This window comes from Lysobacter alkalisoli (assembly GCF_006547045.1).
GTDB lineage: Bacteria > Pseudomonadota > Gammaproteobacteria > Xanthomonadales > Xanthomonadaceae > Marilutibacter > Marilutibacter alkalisoli.
The window spans coordinates 2550618-2570549 of record NZ_CP041242.1 but is presented as its reverse complement, the minus strand read 5'-3'; the positions used below and the strand labels follow the sequence as shown (position 1 = coordinate 2570549).

Sequence of the window (19932 nt, the reverse complement as noted above, 5' to 3'; positions counted from 1 at the left end):
TGCCTGAACGGCGGGCCCTGCTGCGTTCAGGTTGACGCCTCGGGCCCGTCGGGCGGGCCGGAGCGGGTTTGCGCGGGGGCGGCGTTGCGGCTAGAATTCCGCTTCTGTCCGCCCCGCATTGGGCGGCAGCGACCAAAATAACTACAGAGGAATCTGGTCATGTACGCAGTTGTAGTCACCGGCGGTAAGCAGTACCGCGTGATGCAGGGCGAGACCCTGCGCGTCGAGCTGCTCGATGTCGAAGCCGGCAGCGAGATCAAGCTGGACAACGTCCTGATGCTGGGCGACGGCGATGGTGTGAAGGTCGGCGACGAGGTCAAGGGCGCCACCGTTTCCGCCAAGGTCATCGGCCACGGCCGCGCCGACAAGGTGCGCATCGTCAAGTTCCGCCGCCGCAAGCACCATCGCAAGCAGATGGGCCACCGGCAGCATTACACCGAAATCGAAATCACCGGCATCGCCGGCAAGTAAGGAGAAGCAGTCATGGCACATAAAAAGGGCGTAGGCTCCACCCGCAACGGCCGCGACTCCAACCCGAAGTACCTGGGCGTCAAGATCTACGGCGGCCAGGCCATCGAGGCCGGCAACATCATCGTCCGCCAGCGCGGCACCCAGTTCCACCCGGGTCCGGGCGTCGGCCTCGGCCGCGACCACACCCTGTTCGCGCTGGTCGATGGCCAGGTCGAGTTCTCGACCAAGGGTCCGAAGAAGCGCCGCACTGTCAGCGTCGTCACCGCGGAGTAATCGCGCGTACGGCGTTGCATGAGAGGCCCCGCTTCGGCGGGGCTTTTCGTTTTCGAAGAAAATTCCTGACATGAAACTCGTCGACGAAGCTGAAATCCAGGTCATCGCAGGCAACGGCGGCAACGGCTGCGTCGGCTTCCGCCGCGAAAAGTTCATCCCGCTCGGCGGTCCGGACGGTGGCGACGGCGGCGACGGCGGCAGCGTCTGGCTGGAAGCCTCCGAGAACCTCAACACCCTGGTCGACTTCCGTCACCAGAAGAATTTCCGTGCCCAACGCGGCCAGGACGGCATGGGCCGGCAGATGTACGGCAAGGGCGGCGAGGACACCATCATCACCGTGCCGGTCGGCACCGTGGTCATCAATGTCGACACCGACGAAGTGATCGGCGACATGACCCGCCACGGCGATCGCCTGCTGGTCGCCAAGGGTGGCAAGGGCGGGCTCGGCAACATGCACTTCAAGAGCTCGGTGAACCGCGCTCCACGCAAGGCCCTGCCGGGCCTGCCCGGTGAGGAGCGCGCGCTGCGGCTGGAGCTCAAGTTGCTGGCCGATGTCGGCCTGCTCGGCTTCCCGAACGCCGGCAAGAGCACCCTGATCCGCGCAGTGTCGGCGGCGACGCCGAAGGTGGCCGACTATCCGTTCACCACCCTGTATCCCAATCTCGGCGTGGTCAGCGTGGAGCCTCACCGCAGCTTCGTGATCGCCGACATTCCCGGGCTGATCGAGGGCGCGGCCGACGGCGCCGGGCTCGGCACCCAGTTCCTCAAGCACCTTCAGCGCACCCGGTTGCTGCTGCACCTGGTCGACATGGCGCCCATGGAAGGCGGTGTCGACGGCGTGAGCCCGGCCGAGCAGGTAAGGGCGATCGAGCGCGAGCTGGAGAAGCACGACCCGGAGCTGCTGGCCAAGCCACGCTGGCTGGTGCTCAACAAGGCCGACCTGCTGCTGGAAGAGGAGCAGGACGAGGCTGCCCGCGCCATCATCGACGAGCTGGCCTGGAAGGACCGCTGGTACAAGGTCTCGGCGATCAGCCGCGAGGGCACCTGGCCGGTGATGAAGGACGTGATGGCGTTCTTCGACCGGCTGGTGGAGGAAGCGGCCGAAGCGACTGCGGAAGCCGAGGCCCGGGATGACAGTTCAGCATAGGCTGTCGGCTTCGGAGGGGGCGCCGCCCGTCGGGGTGGGTGTTGCTCCGCCCTCATATCAACGTCCTGTCTCAAAATCGGGTCGTGGACCATCCTTGGTCCACTCTCCGCAACACCCACCCCGCCGGTCAGCGCCTTTCGCGAGCGTGGAGGCTTGGACTTCGGTTGTTCTTTGTTCAAAGCGCCGGGAACGTGTCCAGGAAGACGGTGGCCATGGGGTTTGCGGGACCTTCGGAGGCAGGAGGCCGACGATGAGCGCCCATGGGTGAGGCAGCGCGTTTGCGAAGCACTGCTTCGCGCGCTGCCGAACGCTCGAGCGCTGCACGCGAGGGCCGGACCCGCGAAGCGGGGGTTCACAGCGTGTCCCGCAAACCCCATGGCCTCCGTCTTCCCCACAGGCAATCCTGCCAAACAAAAACCCGGCCGAAGCCGGGTTTCTGTCTTTCATCCGCCAGCCGAAAGGGCCGGAGGAGTAGCCTGCCTCAGGCAGCCTTGAGCGCCTTGATGCGGGCGTTCAGGCGGCTCTTGTGGCGGGCGGCCTTGTTCTTGTGGATCAGGCCACGGGCGCTGTAGCGATCGAGGATCGGCTGGGCAGCGGTGAAGGCGGCTTCGGCGCCGGCGGCGTCGTTCTCGCCCAGGGCCTTGAGCACCTTCTTGACGTAGGTGCGCAGCATCGAACGCTGGCTGGCGTTGCGGGCGTTGCGCACGACGGTCTGCTTGGCGCGCTTCTTGGCGGACTTGATGTTGGCCACGACGGAATCCTGGAATAGTTTGGCAATTGGAGCTGGAAATGAAGCTTGCAGGGCTTGAACCGAGCAAGTAGACAGGAAATTATGGTCAATTCAGTGGCTTGCGTCAACCGCGACGACCAAGGGGATTCGATTGGGCAATAACTCCATTCAGGAAGGCAGCGACCCGCCCCGGCCCGGGAAGTCACGCCAGCGCGGCATGCTGCGCTCCAGCGCCATATTCAGCGCGATGACTTTCATTTCGCGCATCGCCGGCTACCTGCGCGACGCGGTCACCGCCAGCCTGTTCGGCGCCGGACCGGCGATGAGCGCTTTTGTCGTCGCCTACCGCATCCCCAACTACCTGCGCCGGATCTTCGCCGAAGGCTCGTTCTCGTCCGCATTCGTGCCGGTGCTGTCGGAGCTGAAGGAAAAGGGCGACCGGAAGGCGATGCAGGACGTGCTCGACCACGTCGCCGGCGCGCTGTTCGCGTCGGTGGTGATCGTCAGCGGGCTCGGCATGTTGGCGGCGCCGTGGGTGGCCAAGCTGTTCCTGGTGTTCGCCAGCACCGATGCCGGCACCGTGCCGCTGGCGGCGGACATGCTGCGGATCACCTTTCCGTATCTGGTGTTCATTTCGATGACGGCGCTGGCCGGCGGCGTGCTCAACAGCTTCCGTCACTTCGGCCTGCCGGCGCTGACCCCGGTGTTGCATAACCTGGCGATGATCGCCGCCATGCTGCTGTTGGCTGGACGGCTGGAGTTGCCGGAGGCGTCGATGGCCTGGGGCGTGCTGGCGGCCGGCGTCCTGCAGGTGCTGGTGCTGTGGCCGGCAATGGGCCGGCTCGGCATCCGCCCGCGGTTGCGCTTCGACTTCCGCCACGAGGGCGTACGCAAGGTCGGCCGGCTGATGCTGCCGACGATCTTCTCGTCCTCGGTGGCGCAGGTGAACCTGCTGGTCGGCACCGCGTTCGCCTCGCTGCTGGTGCCGGCGGCACAGTCCTGGCTGTACTACTCCGACCGCCTGACCGAGCTGCCGCTGGGGCTGTTCGGGGTCGCGGTCGGCACGGTGATCCTGCCGCAGCTGTCGCGCCATCACGCGGCCAAGGACGAGGATGGCTATTCGAAATCGCTGGACTGGGGGTTGCGCGTCGTGCTGCTGATCGGCGTGCCGGCGGCGCTGGGGCTGGCGTTGTTGGCCGAGCCATTGACCGCCTCGCTGTTCCAGCGCGGCGAGTTCACCGCCGAGGACACCCGCATGGTTGGCGTGGCGCTGGTGGCGATGAGTGCGGGAATTCCGACCTTCATGCTCAGCAAGGTGTTGCTGCCGGCGTTCTACGCGCGCCAGGACACCCGTACGCCGATGCGCGCGGCGATCATCACCGTGATCGTCAACGTGGTTCTGATCGTCGTCCTGGTCACCCCGATGTGGAAGCTGGGTGTGGCCGAGGCGCATGTGGGCATTGCCGCTGCCTCCGCGGTGGCCGGGGTGGTCAATGCCGCCTTGTTGTGGCGGTGGTTGCGTCGCGACGGGGTCTATCGGCCGGCGGCCGGCTGGGGGCGCTGGCTGTTCAGGATCGTCATCGCCACGCTGGTGATGACAGCTGCGGTGCTGGCCGTCCGCGCCCATGTCGGGACCTGGGCGGCTCTGGACATGGCCTGGCGCTGGATCTGGCTACTGACGGCGGTGGCGGCCGGTGCGTTGGCCTACGGCGGAACCCTCGCCCTGCTGGGGTTGCGGCCGCGGCATCTGCGGCATTGAGTCCGACGCCCGTCAGCCCGCGCCTGTTTGCGCGCAGGCTCGATATATACTGCCCGGCTCTATGAGCAGGCTGTTTCGTGACGTCGACGCTGGGCCCCGGTGCCCGCACGGTAGCGTGGTCTGCATCGGCGCCTTCGACGGCCTCCACCTGGGCCATCGGGCGCTGGTGCGCCATGCCGTCGCGCGTGCGCACGCCCTTGGCGTGCCCGCGATCGCGGTCACTTTCGAGCCGTTGCCACGGGAGTTCTTTGCCCCGGCCGCACCGCCGCCGCGGCTGTTGAAGGCGCGGGCCAAGGTCGAGGGGCTGCATGCGCTGGGCGTCGATCAGGTCGGCCTGCTGCGCTTCAACGCGCGGCTGAGCGGGCTGGATGCGGAAGCCTTCGTCCGTCGCGTGCTGGTCGAACATCTGTCGGCGCGCGAAGTCTGGGTCGGTCCCGGGTTCCGGTTCGGCAAGGGCCGGGCAGGCGACATCGACACGCTGCGCCGGGTCGGTTCCGCGCACGGCCTCGTCGCCGGCGAAATCGAACCGGTGATGCTCGATGGCGAGCGCGTGTCGGCCACCCGCATCCGCGCCGCACTGGCCGCCGGTGACTTCGAGGTCGCCGCCCGCCTGCTTGGTCGCCCCTATGCGATCGGCGGAAGGGTGGTGCGAGGACGGCAGCTGGGCCGTACGCTCGGCTTTCCGACCGCCAACATCCGTTTTGCAGGCAAGATGCCGGCGTTGTCCGGGATCTATGCGACCTGGGTGCACGGCGTCGGCAGCACTCCGGGTGAAAGCCGGCCGATGCCGTCGGTGTCCAGCCTCGGCACCCGGCCGACGGTGGACGGCGTCGAGCCGTTGCTGGAAGCCCACCTGTTCGATTTCGATGGCGACCTGTACGGGCGCCGGATCGAGGTCGAGTTCGTCGCCAAGTTGCGCGACGAGGAAAAGTTCGACGACCTGCCGGCCCTGGTCGCGCAGATGCACCGCGATGCGGAAGCTGCACGCCGTATCCTCTCCGAAGAACAACTGCGAGCCACTGTGTGAGCATCGATTACAAAGCCACCTTGCAACTGCCCGCCACGGATTTTCCCATGCGCGGCGACCTGCCCAAGCGCGAGCCGAAGACGCTGGAACGCTGGGAGGCCGAAGGCTTGTATGCCAGGTTGCGCGAGAACGCCGCCGGTCGGCCGCTGTTCGTCCTCCATGATGGCCCGCCGTACGCCAATGGCGCGATCCACCTCGGCCACGCGGTCAACAAGATCCTCAAGGACATCATCGTCAAGTCGAAGTATCTGGCTGGCTTCGATGCGCCGTACGTGCCGGGTTGGGACTGCCATGGCCTGCCGATCGAGATCGCGATCGAGAAGAAGTACGGCAAGGTCGGGGTGAAACTCGACGCGACCGAATTCCGCCAGAAGTGCCGTGAGTACGCCGAGGCGCAGATCGACATCCAGCGCCGCGACTTCAAGCGTCTGGGCGTGATCGGCGACTGGGACAATCCGTACAAGTCGCTCGACTTCCGCTTCGAGGCCAACGAGATGCGCGCGCTGGCGCGGATCATCGACAACGGCCACCTGACCCGCGGGGTGAAGCCGGTGCACTGGTGCTTCGATTGCGGCTCGGCGCTGGCCGAGGCCGAGATCGAGTACCAGGACAAGGTGTCGCCGGCGATCGACGTGGCTTACGCCGCGCGCGACGCGAAGACGGTGGCAAAGGCGTTCGGCGTCGAACTGCCCGACGGCGTCGAGGTCGCGGTGCCGATCTGGACCACCACGCCGTGGACGTTGCCGGCCTCGCTGGCGGTGTCGATGGGGCCACAACTCGAATATGCCCTGGTCGAAGGGCCGGCGCACAACGGCGGCCGGCGCTGGCTGGTGCTGGCCGATGCGCTGGCTGGAAAGGCGCTGCAGCGTTATGGCGTCGATGAGCCCGTGGTGCACGGCCGTGTCGCCGGTGCCGCTCTGGAAGGCATGCTGTTCGCGCATCCGTTCTATGACAACCGCGACATCCCGGTGATCCTGGGCGACCACGTCTCCGCCGAGGAGGGCACCGGCGCCGTGCATACCGCGCCCGGCCACGGCCAGGAGGATTACGCGGCCAGCAAGCAGTACGGCCTGATCGAGAAGTACAGCGCCGCCGAGATCAACCCGGTCGACGGTCGCGGCGTCTACCTGCCGTCGACACCGCCGGCCGACGGCCACGCACTGGCCGGCCAGCACATCTGGAAGGCCAACGACGTCATCGTCGATGCGCTGCGCGAGAACGGTTCATTGCTCGCCTTCGCGAAGATGGAGCACAGCTACCCGCACTGCTGGCGCCACAAGACCCCGATCGCGTTCCGCGCCACCCCGCAGTGGTTCATCTCGATGGAGCAGGCCAACCTGCGCGCCGACGCGCTGGCGGCGATCAAGACCGTCGGCTGGTTCCCGAAGTGGGGCGAGGCGCGCATCGCCGGCATGGTCGAGGGCCGCCCGGACTGGACCATCTCGCGCCAGCGCACCTGGGGCGTGCCGATCGCGCTGTTCGTGCACCGCGAGACCGGCGAACCGCATCCGCGCAGCACCGAACTGATGCGAACGGTTGCCGACAAGGTGGAGCAGGACGGGGTGGACGTCTGGTACGCGCTGGACGCCGCCGAACTGCTGGGCGATGACGCTGCGCATTACGACAAGATCACCGACATTCTTGATGTCTGGTTCGACTCCGGTGTCACCCACGAATGCGTGCTCGCCGAGCGCGGCTTCGGCAAGCCGGCCGACCTGTACCTGGAAGGCTCCGACCAGCACCGCGGCTGGTTCCAGTCCTCGCTGCTGACCGGCGTGGCGATGGACAGGGCGGCGCCGTACCGGCAATGCCTGACGCACGGCTTCACGGTCGACGAGAAGGGCCGCAAGATGTCCAAGTCGCTCGGCAACGGCATCGAGCCGCAGGACATCATGAAGACCCTGGGCGCGGACATCCTGCGTCTGTGGATTGCCTCGGCCGACTACAGCAACGAGATGTCGCTGTCGCAGGAGATCCTCAAGCGCAACGCCGACGCCTACCGGCGCATCCGCAACACCGCGCGCTTCCTGCTCGGCAACCTGCATGGCTTCGAGCCGGCGCGCGACCTGCGCCCGCTCGATGACATGGTCGCGCTGGATCGCTGGATCGTGCACCGCGCCTGGGAAGTACAGGAGAAGGTCAAGGCCGCCTACGAGCGCTACGACTTCGCCGAGATCGTGCAGGTGCTGCTGAACTTCTGCAGCGTCGACCTCGGTTCGTTGTACCTCGACGTCACCAAGGACCGCCTGTACACGATGCAGGAGGACTCGCGCGGCCGCCGTTCCGCGCAGAGCGCGATGTACCGCATCGCCGAGGCCTTCGTGCGCTGGATCGCACCGGTGCTGAGCTTCACCGCCGACGAGTTGTGGGGCTATCTGCCGGCGCCGGTCGATGGAGAGGGCAACGCCGGCGAACGCAGGGACAACGTGTTGTTCGCGACCTGGTACGACGGACTTGCGCCGATGCACGAGGAGGACGCGTCCCTGCTGGCCAAGCGGGTCGAGCGCCTGCTCGGCATCCGCGAGGAAGTCAGTGCGGTGCTCGAGCCGATGCGTGCGGCCGGCGAGATCGGTGCCGCGCTGGAGGCCGAGATCACCCTGCGTTGCGGCGTCGCCGACCAGAACTGGCTGGCACCGATGGCGGAGGAATTGCGGTTCCTGTTCATCAGCGGCGATGTCGAAATCGTCGCCGATGACGATGCGCATGAGATCACGGTCACCGCTGCCGCGACCGCGAAAACCAAGTGCGTGCGTTGCTGGCACCATCGCGCCGACGTCGGCTCGAACCCGCAGCACCCGCAGTTGTGCGGGCGTTGCGTGAGCAACGTGGAAGGGCCGGGCGAAGACCGGCAGTGGTTCTGAAACCCGGGGTCGCCATTGCCGCGAGGGCGGGAATACCGGAATTTCAACCTTCACGATCCAAGAGACCGGGTCTCCGTCTTCGCGGGGATGACAGACACACAAAATGACAACATTCCCAAAACCCAATGCCCTGATCTGGCTGCTGGTATCGGCCTTGGTCATCCTCCTCGACCAGCTCACCAAGTGGTGGGTGCTGACCTCGCTGCCCGAATACACCGCGATCCCGGTGATCGAAGGCTTCTGGAACTGGTACCGCACCTACAACACCGGCGCCGCGTTCAGTTTCCTCAGCGACGCCGGCGGCTGGCAGAAGTACTTCTTCACCGTGCTGGCGGTCGGCATCAGCGGCCTGCTTGGCTGGTGGCTGTCGCGCACGCCGCGCCACGACTGGCGCACCGCGCTGCCGTACGCGCTGGTGATCGGTGGCGCGATCGGCAACGTGATCGATCGCCTGGCCCACGGCCACGTGGTCGACTTCATCCAGTGGTACTGGCGCGGCTGGTACTGGCCGGCGTTCAACATCGCCGATTCGGCGATCGTGGCCGGCGCGATCGGAATCGTCGTGCTCGGGCTGTTCGGCCCCAAGGCGCAGGACGGGGCAGGGAAGGGCTGAACTTGCTCCGGCACCCCTCCGCCGACCCGCCCGCCGAGGAGTAGAATGACGCCCATGGATGTCCTGCTCGCCAATCCCCGTGGTTTCTGCGCTGGCGTCGACCGCGCGATCGAGATCGTCAAGCGCGCACTGGAAACGCTCGGTGCGCCGATCTACGTCCGCCACGAGGTCGTGCATAACCGCTTCGTCGTCGACGACCTGCGCCACCGCGGCGCGATCTTCGTCGAGGAACTGGATGAAGTGCCGGACGGCGCCACCGTGATCTTCAGCGCCCATGGCGTCTCGCAGGCGGTGCGCGGCGAGGCCGAGCGGCGCCGGCTGAAGGTGTTCGACGCCACCTGTCCGCTGGTGACCAAGGTGCACTTCGAGGTCGCCCGCCATTGCCGTGCCGGTCGCGACGTGGTGCTGATCGGCCACGCCGGTCATCCCGAGGTCGAGGGCACGATGGGCCAATGGCGGCGCGAGGCCGGTGCCGGGAGCATCTACCTGGTCGAGGACATCGACGACGTCGAGGCCTTGCAGGTCGGGCAGCCGGACAACTTCGCCTACACCACCCAGACCACCCTGTCGGTGGACGATACCCGTGCAGTGATCGAGGCGTTGCGCCGTCGTTTCCCGGCCATCCAGGGCCCCAAGAACGACGACATCTGCTATGCCACCCAGAACCGCCAGGATGCGGTGCGCGAACTGGCTGTCCAGTGCGACCTGGTGCTGGTGGTCGGCTCGGTCAACAGCTCCAACTCCAACCGCCTGCGCGAGCTGGCCGAGCGCGAGGGCGCCGAGGCCCACTTGATCGACGGCGCGGTCGAGATCGACCCGCGCTGGGTGCAGGGTCGTCGCAGGATCGGCGTCACCGCCGGCGCGTCCGCGCCCGAGGTGCTGGTCCGCGGCGTGATCGAGCGCCTGCGCGAGCTGGGAGCCGCCCACGTCGCCGAGCTCGATGGAGAGTCCGAGAGCATGGTGTTCGCACTGCCGAAGGAGCTGCGGGTCCAGTTGGTGGACTGACGGTTCGGGCCTTCAATTGACCGGCTCCCCTTGCGGGCCCTAGAATTCACGTCCCCTGGCAGCCTTGGCGGCCAGGTTGTCGCACCAGTTTCCGCCGGAGTAGCTCAGTTGGTAGAGCACGTCATTCGTAATGATGGGGTCGTAGGTTCGATTCCTATCTCCGGCACCACGTACAAGCGACGGGAATACAACCGCCGCTGGCAATGATCCGAAGGTGAAAGCCTGCCCGGATGTGCTCGAAACAGGCCCGCCAACCGGCGGGCCTGTTTCGTATCCGGCCCGGCACGCGCGGCCTCGACCGCCTGCTAGAGTGGCCGCCGTCCTCCACTGCGATACCCACAGGTTCTGCATGCAGTCGATCTTTCCATTGCCCGGGGATGTCCGTATCGCCATCGTGGGCCTGGGCTACGTCGGGCTGCCACTGGCGGTCGCGTTCGGGCGCCACTTCGAGACCCTTGGCTTCGACATCGATGCCGGCCGCGTCGATGAATTGAAGGCCGGCAACGACAGGACGCTGGAGACGTCGGCCGACGAGATCGCTGCGGCCACGAAGCTGTCCTTCACGATCGCCCCGGCGGACATCGCCGGCTGCAACGTCTTCATCGTGACGGTGCCGACGCCGGTCGATGAGGCCAACCGCCCCGCGCTGGAGGCGGTCGAGGCGGCCAGCCGCATGGTCGGCGGCCTGCTCAAGCGCGGCGACACGGTGATCTACGAGTCCACCGTGTACCCGGGCACGACCGAGGAGGTCTGCGTGCCGATCCTCGAACAGGTGTCCGGGCTGCGCTTCAACGAGGACTTCTTCTGCGGCTACAGCCCGGAACGGATCAATCCCGGCGACCGCCAGCGGCGACTGGCGACGATCACCAAGGTCACCTCGGGCTCGACGCCGGCAACGGCGGACTTCGTCGACGGCCTGTATCGCACCATCATCGAGGCCGGCACCCACCGCGCGCCAAGCATCAAGGTCGCCGAGGCGGCCAAGGTGATCGAGAACACCCAGCGCGACGTCAACATCGCCCTGGTCAACGAGCTGGCGATGATCTTCAACATGATGGGCGTCGACACCAACGACGTGCTGGCCGCGGCCGGGACCAAGTGGAACTTCCTGCCTTTCACTCCCGGCCTGGTCGGCGGCCACTGCATTGGCGTCGATCCGTACTACCTGACCCACAAGGCCACCGTGCTCGGCTACCACCCGGAGCTGATCCTCGCCGCGCGCCGGATCAACAGCCGCATGGGCCTGCACGTCGCCCACCAGGTGCTGCGGCTGATGGCCGGCAAGCGCATCCATGTGGTCGACTCGCGGATCCTGGTGCTGGGCCTGACCTTCAAGCAGGACTGCCCGGACCTGCGCAACACCCGCGTGGTCGATATCGTCCGCGAGCTGGCTGCTTCGCATGCGCGGGTGGATGTACATGATCCACTCGCCGACCCGGACGAGGCGCGAACAGAGTTCGGCATCGAACTGCTGGCCGAACCGCAAGCCGGCGCCTACGACGCGGTGATCCTGGCGGTGCCGCACCGGGCGTTCCTCGAAGGCGGAATCGAGACGGTGCGCCGCTACGGCAAGCCCGAATGCGTGGTCTACGACGTGAAGTCGGTGCTGGGCGGGGGCGTCGACGGGCGCCTCTGAGTCTCGCGGTCTGCGACCCGAGCCGGGTAGAGTGGGCAACATGTCGATCGCGCCCCCGAAATCCTCCAAGGCCAAACCCAAGGCCCGCACCGCCTACGTCTGCGCCGAATGCGGCGCCGACCACAACAAGTGGCAGGGCCAGTGCGCCGAGTGCGGTGCCTGGAATTCGCTGAGCGAGTTCGTGGTCGAGCCGGCCGCGGCGGCGGCCAAGGGCGCGGCCTCGCGGCGAAGCGGCTGGGCCGGCAAGGTCGACCCGCCGAAGGTCACCGCGCTCAAGGACGTGCAGCACACCGAGGCGGATCGGGTCTCGACCGGCATCGGCGAGCTCGACCGCGTGCTCGGCGGTGGCCTCGTGCATGGTGCGGTGGTGCTGGTCGGCGGCGACCCGGGCATCGGCAAGTCGACCCTGCTCCTGCAGGCGGTGGCGAAGATGGCGGCGACGCTGCCGTCGCTGTACGTGACCGGCGAAGAGTCGTTGTCGCAGGTCGCCGGCCGCGGTGCGCGCCTCGACCTGCCGCTGGACGGCGTGCACGCGCTGGCCGAGACCGGCATCGAGAAGATCCTCGAGCAGGCGGCCGAAACCCGGCCGGGCCTGATCGTCGCCGACTCGGTGCAGACCCTGTGGACCGAATCGCTGACCGCCGCGCCCGGCTCGGTCAGCCAGGTCCGCGAGAGCGCCGCGCGGCTGGTGCGCTACGCGAAGGAAACCGGCACTTCGGTGTTCCTGGTCGGCCACGTCACCAAGGAGGGCGGCATCGCCGGACCGCGCGTGCTCGAGCACATGGTGGATGCGGTGTTGTATTTCGAGGGCGAGAGCGGCAGTCGCTTCCGCGTATTGCGCGCGTTCAAGAACCGCTTCGGCGCGGTCAACGAACTGGGCGTGTTCGCGATGGGCGACAAGGGCCTGCGCGAGGTGCCCAACCCGTCGGCGATCTTCCTGTCCGGCAGCCGCGAGCCGCAGCCGGGCAGTTGCGTGATGGTCACCCGCGAGGGCACCCGGCCGCTGCTGGTCGAGGTGCAGGCGCTGGTCGATGCCTCGCCGCTGTCGAATCCGCGACGGGTCGCGGTCGGCATGGAAGGCAATCGGCTGGCGATGCTGCTGGCCGTGCTGCATCGGCACGGGGGCGTCGGGGTCGGCGATCAGGACGTGTTCGTGAATGTCGTCGGCGGCATCCGCGTGCAGGAAACCGCCGCCGACCTGCCGGTACTGCTGGCGGTGCTGTCGAGCCTGCGCGACGCGCCATTGCCGGATCGCACCATCGCCTTCGGCGAGGTCGGTCTGTCCGGTGAGATCCGCCCGGTGCCGAACGGCGAGGAGCGCCTGAAGGAAGCGGCGACGCACGGTTTCAAGCGTGCGATCGTGCCGCGCGCGAACGCGCCCAAGTCGGGGCGCGTCGGCGATATGCAGGTCGTGGCGGTGGAGCGGTTGGCCGAGGCGCTGGAAGCGGTGTGAGCGCCCCGGCCGGGGCGGTTCCTTGCGACAGGCCTACTTCAACGGCACGCAGATCGCCGTCTGCCATTCGGTCGGGGGCAGTGATCTTGGATCGTTGAGGTATTCCTCGACCACCGGCGCGTCGGCGGCCTCCTCGCCGCTGGCCGGCAACCATTCCCCGAACAGCCAGCGGTAGGCGCGCTCCAGTTCGGCGTAAGGACCGGTGTGGATGAACACCGCGTGGCGGCCGCCAGCGATGGTGATGTGTCGCGGTCCGCCGTCGAGTTCCATGCCCGGCTGGATCTCGATGCAGGCATCGGACACCAGGTCGGCGGCCGGCTTGCTTTCCGGGTCGTCGTAATAGATGCCGAAGCTGCGTTGCCGGGCCGGGTCCAGACCGCGGCCGGCGGCCCAGGCAAACAGTTTCTCGAAGGCGGTGCCGATCTCGAGGTAGTCGCCCTGATGGCGCAGGGCGGCTACGTCGCGTGGCGGCAGGGTTTCGATCTTCACGTCTTTGGCGTCGTACATGCGGCTGTCCTCGGGGTCGGATGGGGCGGGACAGGGCGGCGGTTCGACCGGTCCGCCCCGGCGGCGACGGAATTCCCCCGGTGGCATGCCGTAGCTGTGCGCGAATGCACGATTGAAGGCGGCACTGCTGCCGTAACCGCAACGCCGGGCGATCGATTCCAGCGTGCGCCGTCCATGGACCAGCTCCGCCGCGGCCCGGTGCAGGCGCATGCGGCGCAGGGTGCCGGCCACCGTCTCGCCCATCAGGCCGCGATAGATGCGGTGGAAGTGGAACGGCGAGAAATGGCCGATCCCGGCCAGATGCTCGAGCGTCAGCGGCTGGTCGAGATGGCTGGCCAGGTGTTCGACCACCTTCTCGATGCGTGCGGCGTAACTGCGTCGCGTGGCGGGGCGTTTCATGCGGGTCTCCGTCGTTTCCGCATGGCCATGCTGCGAGCTGTGGATTGATCCAGGTTGCTCGGATCCGGGCGGATCTGGCCGGTGCTCAGCCGGCCCGTTGCAGGACCAGTTCGAGGACCGCCTTGCTGCCGAAAAATGCGAGTATCAGCAACGCCATCGCGACCAGGGTCCAGTGCACGGCCTTGGTCCCGCGCCAGCCCCAGGCCAGGCGCCCGGCCAGCAGGCCGCCGAACACCAACCACGACAACAGGCTGAGCACGGTCTTGTGGAGCAGATGCTGGGCCAGCAGGTCTTCAACGAACAGCACGCCGGTCAGCAGGGTAGCGGTCAGCAGGACGAATCCGACTGTGATGCTGCGGAACAGCAGGGTCTCGAGTTCGACCAGTGGCGGCAGTGCGCGCAGCCAGCCTTGCACCTGGCGCCGGCGCAGTGCGCGCTCCTGCAACCACAGCATGATGGCGAGCAGGGCGGCGATGGCCAGGGTGGCATAGGCGAGCAGGGCCAGCCAGGCGTGCAGTTGCAGGCGCCAGTCCAGCACCTCTGACGAGTGCGGCGCATACATTCCAGAACCGACCAGGGTGGCGGCAGCGATCGGAAACACCACCACACCCAGTGCCGCCATCCGCCCACGGATGCCGAACAGCGTGGTCAGGGCCGCCATGCCCAGCCCGACCAGCGACAATGCGGCGAAGAAATGCATGTCGGTCGCGCCGCTGGCCTGCCAGGTCAGCAGGTGGCGGCCGGCGTGCAACAGGCAGGCCGTCGTTGCCAGCCACCACCACGGGCGCAGGCCCTGCAGGCCGTCGCGGCGCAGGTCCAGCACCAGCAGGCCGGTCGCCGCGAGGTAGGCAAATACGGTGATGAGAACGATTGTCATCGGCGCAGTGTCGCACAGTTCGCAGGCCGGAAACCGGCAATATTTCCGTCATTCCCGCCCGCCGGCCCCGGGGCGCGCAGCCGGTATAATCGCGGCCCGCTTTCCGATTGCAGCAACCACGATGTTCGAATCCCTGACCCAGCGCCTGTCCGGCACCATCGAACGCCTGCGCGGCCGCGGCCGCCTGACCGAAGAGAACATCCGCGAGTCGCTGCGCGAGGTGCGCATTGCACTGCTCGAGGCCGACGTCGCGCTGCCGGTGGTGCAGGCCCTGATCGAGCGCATCAAGGTGCGCGCGGTCGGCCAGGAAGTGCTCAAGTCGCTGACCCCCGGCCAAGCCCTGATCAAGGTCGTCCGCGACGAGATGACCACGGTGATGGGATCGGCTGCCACCGAGCTGAACCTCAATACCTCGCCGCCGGCGGTGATCCTGATGGCCGGCCTGCAGGGTGCGGGCAAGACCACCACCGTCGGCAAGCTGGCTCGTCACCTGAAGGAACGGCGCAAGAAGAAGGTGATGGTGGTGTCGGCCGACGTCTACCGTCCGGCCGCGATCGAGCAGCTCAAGACGCTGGCCGATCAGGTCGGCGTGCTGTTCTTCCCGTCCAGCGCCGAGCAGAAGCCGGAGGCCATCGTCCGCGCCGCGATCGCGGATGCGAAGAGGTCCTATGTCGACGTGCTGCTGGTCGACACCGCAGGCCGTACCAGCATCGATGAAGCGATGATGGCCGAGATCAAGGCGCTGCACGCCGCGGTCGACCCGGTCGAGACCCTGTTCGTGGTCGATTCGATGACCGGCCAGGATGCCGCCAACACCGCCAAGCACTTCAGCGAGGCACTGCCGCTGACCGGCGTGGTGCTGACCAAGACCGACGGCGACGCCCGCGGTGGCGCCGCGCTCTCGGTGCGCTACATCACCGGCCGGCCGATCAAGTTCATCGGTACCGGTGAGAAGACCGACGGGCTGGACGTGTTCCATCCCGACCGCGTCGCCAGCCGCATCCTCGATATGGGCGACGTGCTGAGCCTGGTCGAGCAGGTCGAGCAGCAGGTCGACCAGGACAAGGCGCGCAAGCTGGCCGAGAAGGTCGCCAAGGGCAAGCGCTTCGACCTCAACGACATGCGCGAGCAGCTCGAGCAGATGCAGAACATGGGCGGCCTGTCCGGGTTGATGGACAAGCTGCCCGGCGTCGGCCAGATCCCCGACCACGTCAAGAACCAGGTCACCGGCAGGGAAGTGCCGCGGATGGTCGCAATCATCAATTCGATGACGCTCAAGGAGCGCCGCAACCCGGCCCTGCTCAACGGCTCGCGCCGCAAGCGCATCGCTGCCGGTTCCGGGGTGACCCCGGCCGATGTCAACAAGCTGATGAAGCAGTACCAGCAGATGGAAAAGATGATGGGCAAGCTGGGTCGCGGCGGCATGAAGGGCATGATGCGCGGCATGAAGGGGATGATGGGCGGCCGCGGCGGCATGCCGTTCCGTTGAACATGACGGAGCGGCCATGAGGCCCCATGCCGCCATGCCCTTGCGCATTGGGGCCGTGGCGGGATAGCTTCCGTCGGTCGCGACCGCTTCGACGCGATGCCCTGGTTCGATCTCAGGCACCCGGTGTTCAGCACGGGCGTGCCGCTGGCAGGGCGTACGGACAGGGGGAGAAGCCACACTGTTGAAGGTGTGCAGCTGCATTCCCGTGGGCGTCCGGTTCCCGGACACCCGTCTGTCCGTCATGCCACGAGGGGAACTCATGAGGCTTGTCGATTCGAAACTCGGCGTCGCGGTGACCGCGGCGCTGCTGGTGGTGGCGTCGGCTGCATCCGCGCAGCCGTCGCCGGGAGCGGTACCCGGATCTTCCGGAGGTGCCACGTCACCGGCCCTGGCCGACCAGGACCAGGGACCACGCGATGTCTATATCGTCGGTTACGCCGAGCCCGCGCTGGCTCGCTACCAGGGCGGGCTTGCCGGCCTGCCGGAACCGAAGCGGACCGGCAACGGCCGTATCGATGTGGCTGGTACCGAGGCGCGCGCCTACGTCGCCGAACTGGCCCGGCGCCAGGGCGGGCATGAGGCCCGCGCGGCCCGCGTGCTCGGCCGCAGCCTGAAAGTCCACCGGCGCATGCAGCACGCCTTCAACGGTGTGGTCACCGAACTGTCCACCGAAGAAGCCCGTGCACTGGCCGAGATGGACGGCGTGGTCCTGGTCGAGCCGTACATGGAATACGAGATCGACACCGACAGCGGCCCGCAGCACATCGGTGCGGACATGGTCTGGACCTCGGGCAGTGGCCTGCCGCCGGGACAGGTCGCCGGTGGCGGCCCGGTCCATGGCGGTGTCCGTGGCGAGGGCATCGTGTTCGGCATCATCGATTCGGGCATCAACTTCGGCAGCCCGTCGTTCAGCGCGGTAGCCAGCGACGGCTACCGGCACGTCAATCCACTCGGCAACGGCAACTACCTGGGCACCTGCGCGCCCGGCGGTATCGATGAGGGCCGCTGCAACGACAAGTTGATTGGCGGCCATGATTTCGTCTGCGAGGCGCCCGGCAACCGTTGCGGCCAGCCCGACATCCGCGAGGAGCCCGGCTTCGGCGACACCAGTGGACACGGCTCGCACGTGGCCTCGACCGTGGCCGGCAATCCGCGCATGGTCGAGTTCCAGGGCGCGGAAGTGCGGATTTCCGGCGTCGCCCCGCGCGGCAACATCATCGCCTACGACGTCTGCTACACCGAGATCTCGAGCGGAAGGGGGCTGTGCCCGAACGTCTCGTCGGCCGCGGCGGTCGATCAGGCGGTCGCCGACGGGGTGGACGTCATCAACTTCTCGATCGGTGGCGGCAGCAGCCCGTGGAGCGAGGCGGTGTCGCGGGCTTTCCTCGGCGCGGCCGATGCCGGCATCTTCGTGGCGGCCTCGGCAGGCAATTCCGGTCCGGGCGCGGCCACCCTCGGCCACCACGAGCCGTGGGTGACCACCGTCGCCAATGCTTCACATGGACGTGCGAGCTTCGCCTTCCGCCTGAAGATGACCGGACCCGGTACGCCGCCAGTGGAATTGCAGGACGTTGTCCTGACCCCCGGCAGCAATGGTGTGGCATTGACTGCGGCGATCCCGGACACCACGGCGTTCGTGGTCGCGCCGGATTTCGACAGTGGTGTTGATGCTTGCGAACCCTATGCAGGGGGTGTGTTCCAGGGCGGCATCGCGCTCGTCCGCCGCGGCGGCTGCAGTTTCAGCATCAAGGTCGACAACGCCACAGATGCGGGCGCGATCGCGGTGGTGATCGCCAACAATGCGGTCGGCAACCTGATTCCATCGGTGCCCGGCACCACCACCCCGGCCTTCAGCGTGCCGATCGAAGCCGGTGACAAGTTGCGCGATTTCGCGGCGGGCGTTTCTGCATCGGCCGGCATCGCGTATCCCGCCTCCCCGGTTGCGGGCAAGGCCGATGTGCTGTCGGCGTCGAGTTCGCGCGGGCCGGCCAACTACGAGCTGGTCAAGCCGGACGTAACCGCGCCGGGTACCGCGATCCTGGCCGTGGATGCCGGCGACACCATCGAGGGTTTCGAGGGGCTGGTCGGCCTCAAGAGCGGTACCTCGATGGCATCGCCCCACGTGGCCGGCGCTGGCGGCCTGCTCAGGCAGCTCAACCCGTCGTGGACGCCGGCCGAGATCAAGTCGGCGCTGGTGATGACCGCCAATCCGGATGTGTTGATCGAGGATGGCGAAACCCCGGCCGATCCCTTCGCGATGGGCGCGGGCCGCGTGCAGGTGCGGGCCGCGGCCCGTGCGGCCCTGGTCATGGATGAGACCACCGCCAACTATCTGGCGGCCGATCCGGCCGAGGGCGGCGACACCAGCACGCTCAATCTGCCGGCCATGGCCGAGGACGCCTGCATCGGCAGCTGCACCTTCACCCGCACTTTCCGCAGCGTGCGGACTCCCAACGTGCAATGGAACGCCCGTCTTGAAGGCGTCCAGGGCACGGTGTCGCCGGCCAGTTTCCAGGTCAAGGGTGGCGGGACGGTCACCCTGACCGTGCAGGTCGATGCCGGCAACCTGCCGGCCGACTACAGCTGGCACTTCGGCCAGGTGGTGCTGGAGCCTGCGGATCCGGATGCCGCCCATGTCGCACCGCTGCGCATGCCGGTGGCGATCTCGGTGCCGGCGCCGCAACTGGAGCTGGATGCGGGTGACGGGCTCGACCTGACCCTGCCAGGCGGTACCAGCGGGCAGCTCTCGCTTGCGCTGGCCAATGTCGGCGGCGGCACGCTGGAATGGGACTACCAGGCCAGCGGTGCGGTCAGCAGCGTGGTGTTCGCATCCGACAACGGTTCGATCGGTAGCGGCAGCCGCAGCGGCTATTTCACCGACCAGGGCACGGGCACCTACGCGGCCGACGACTTCGTCATGACCGAGACCGGCAGGATCGATTTCATGGCGGCCCGCGGCTTCGTGGTCGGTGCCAACGATGCCGATCCGATGAGCATCGCGTCGAGCATGACCTGGGCGATCTATGCCGATGACGGCGGCAAGCCGGCCGGTTATCCGAAGATGGATCCCGACACGGCATTGTGGAGCCATACCGCGGGCCCCGGTGCGCCCGGCCACGGTTTCAGCAGCCGCTGGGTGACGTTCGATCCGTCTGCGGCTGGCGAGGAGGTGATGCTGCCGCCGGGCACCTACTGGCTGCACGTCCACTTCGATACTCCGTTCGCCAACCGCTGGGCCTGGTACCAGTCGGCCCAGGGTGTCGGCAGTCAGGCGCAGGGCGTGGTTTCTCCGGAAACCGGCAACGTATGGGGACCGACGTCGGCCACCAATCCGGGGTTGGCGTTCCAGGTCAACGCGGCCTCCAGCTGCGGTGCCGCATGGCTGACCGCGGCAGCGCCATCGGCCGGGCAGGTCGGTGCCGGGCAGTCGCAGACCGTCCAGCTCAACCTCAGCGCGGTCGGTCTTGAGCCGGGCGAGTACGACACTCGGGCCTGCTTCAGCAGCAACGATCCGGGCATGCCGGTGTCCAGCGTGCCGGTTCGGCTCACGGTCACGGACTGAGGGCTTGCCTTCCACGCAAACGCCGGGCTCTTCGGGGCCCGGCGTTTTCTTATGGGTCCTTCACCTGATCGCGGAAGGCTGTCATTCTTTTCCGGTTCTTCCGGGATGGTGGCAATCGTGGCA

15 protein-coding genes and 1 tRNA gene are annotated in these 19932 nt (G+C 67.5%); 13 read left to right on the top strand and 3 right to left on the bottom strand.

Annotated elements, in window-relative coordinates; translation table 11 throughout:
- Positions 1–159 precede the first annotated feature (159 nt).
- From rplU to cgtA, 3 genes are all read left to right on the top strand, one after another.
- Positions 160–471, top strand: coding sequence for a 50S ribosomal protein L21 (rplU, locus tag FKV23_RS11245; RefSeq protein WP_141623922.1), 312 nt, complete (start codon positions 160–162; stop codon positions 469–471).
- Between the two features lie 12 nt (positions 472–483).
- The gene (rpmA, locus tag FKV23_RS11240; protein ID WP_141623921.1) at positions 484–744 is read left to right on the top strand and encodes a 50S ribosomal protein L27; all 261 of its coding nucleotides are present in this window, start codon (positions 484–486) and stop codon (positions 742–744) included.
- A 70-nt stretch (positions 745–814) separates the two neighbouring features.
- Positions 815–1891, top strand: coding sequence for an Obg family GTPase CgtA (gene cgtA, locus FKV23_RS11235; RefSeq protein ID WP_141623920.1), 1077 nt, complete (start codon positions 815–817; stop codon positions 1889–1891).
- Between the two features lie 481 nt (positions 1892–2372).
- On the opposite strand, the gene rpsT is transcribed toward cgtA, so the two are convergent.
- Positions 2373–2642 (bottom strand): 30S ribosomal protein S20, encoded by a 270-nt coding sequence (gene rpsT, locus FKV23_RS11230; RefSeq protein WP_141623919.1) that lies wholly within the window; start codon positions 2640–2642, stop codon positions 2373–2375.
- Between the two features lie 196 nt (positions 2643–2838).
- Here rpsT and murJ point away from each other — a divergent pair, with 196 nt between their 5' ends.
- The 8 genes from murJ (at position 2839) to radA (ending at position 12975) form a co-directional block, all read left to right on the top strand.
- Complete coding sequence (gene murJ / locus FKV23_RS11225) at positions 2839–4380, top strand: murein biosynthesis integral membrane protein MurJ (protein WP_141623918.1); 1542 nt, start codon at positions 2839–2841, stop codon at positions 4378–4380.
- 61 nt (positions 4381–4441) lie between these two features.
- Positions 4442–5407 carry a bifunctional riboflavin kinase/FAD synthetase gene (locus FKV23_RS11220; RefSeq protein ID WP_141623917.1) on the top strand — a complete coding sequence of 322 codons (966 nt, stop codon included), beginning with the start codon at positions 4442–4444 and terminating at the stop codon, positions 5405–5407.
- Positions 5404–8268: an isoleucine--tRNA ligase gene (ileS, locus tag FKV23_RS11215; protein WP_141623916.1), complete on the top strand. Its 2865-nt coding sequence runs from the start codon at positions 5404–5406 to the stop codon at positions 8266–8268. The genes FKV23_RS11220 and ileS overlap by 4 nt, the downstream gene beginning before the upstream one ends.
- A gap of 103 nt (positions 8269–8371) precedes the next feature.
- Entirely contained in the window at positions 8372–8881 is a 510-nt protein-coding gene (gene lspA, locus FKV23_RS11210; protein WP_141623915.1) for a signal peptidase II, read from the top strand.
- 54 nt (positions 8882–8935) lie between these two features.
- Positions 8936–9886, top strand: a complete 951-nt coding sequence (gene ispH, locus FKV23_RS11205) for a 4-hydroxy-3-methylbut-2-enyl diphosphate reductase (RefSeq protein WP_141623914.1) — start codon at positions 8936–8938, stop codon at positions 9884–9886.
- 93 nt (positions 9887–9979) lie between these two features.
- A tRNA-Thr gene (locus FKV23_RS11200) sits at positions 9980–10055 on the top strand.
- A gap of 180 nt (positions 10056–10235) precedes the next feature.
- Positions 10236–11522 (top strand): nucleotide sugar dehydrogenase, encoded by a 1287-nt coding sequence (locus tag FKV23_RS11195; RefSeq protein WP_141625172.1) that lies wholly within the window; start codon positions 10236–10238, stop codon positions 11520–11522.
- 40 nt (positions 11523–11562) lie between these two features.
- Positions 11563–12975 (top strand): DNA repair protein RadA, encoded by a 1413-nt coding sequence (radA, locus tag FKV23_RS11190; RefSeq protein ID WP_141623913.1) that lies wholly within the window; start codon positions 11563–11565, stop codon positions 12973–12975.
- A 33-nt stretch (positions 12976–13008) separates the two neighbouring features.
- Here the strand turns inward: radA and FKV23_RS11185 are convergent, their stop codons facing one another.
- Together FKV23_RS11185 and FKV23_RS11180 are read right to left on the bottom strand one after the other, a co-directional pair.
- Positions 13009–13881, bottom strand: coding sequence for an AraC family transcriptional regulator (locus tag FKV23_RS11185; RefSeq protein ID WP_141623912.1), 873 nt, complete (start codon positions 13879–13881; stop codon positions 13009–13011).
- 85 nt (positions 13882–13966) lie between these two features.
- On the bottom strand, positions 13967–14758 hold the full coding sequence (locus FKV23_RS11180) for a cytochrome C assembly family protein (RefSeq protein WP_141623911.1): 792 nt from the start codon (positions 14756–14758) through the stop codon (positions 13967–13969).
- A 121-nt stretch (positions 14759–14879) separates the two neighbouring features.
- Here FKV23_RS11180 and ffh point away from each other — a divergent pair, with 121 nt between their 5' ends.
- Both ffh and FKV23_RS11170 read left to right on the top strand, forming a co-directional pair.
- On the top strand, positions 14880–16247 hold the full coding sequence (gene ffh / locus FKV23_RS11175) for a signal recognition particle protein (RefSeq protein WP_141623910.1): 1368 nt from the start codon (positions 14880–14882) through the stop codon (positions 16245–16247).
- A gap of 259 nt (positions 16248–16506) precedes the next feature.
- A complete protein-coding gene (locus FKV23_RS11170; RefSeq protein ID WP_244243989.1) occupies positions 16507–19809 on the top strand; it encodes a S8 family serine peptidase in 3303 nt (1100 codons plus the stop codon).
- The last annotated feature ends 123 nt before the right edge of the window (positions 19810–19932 follow it).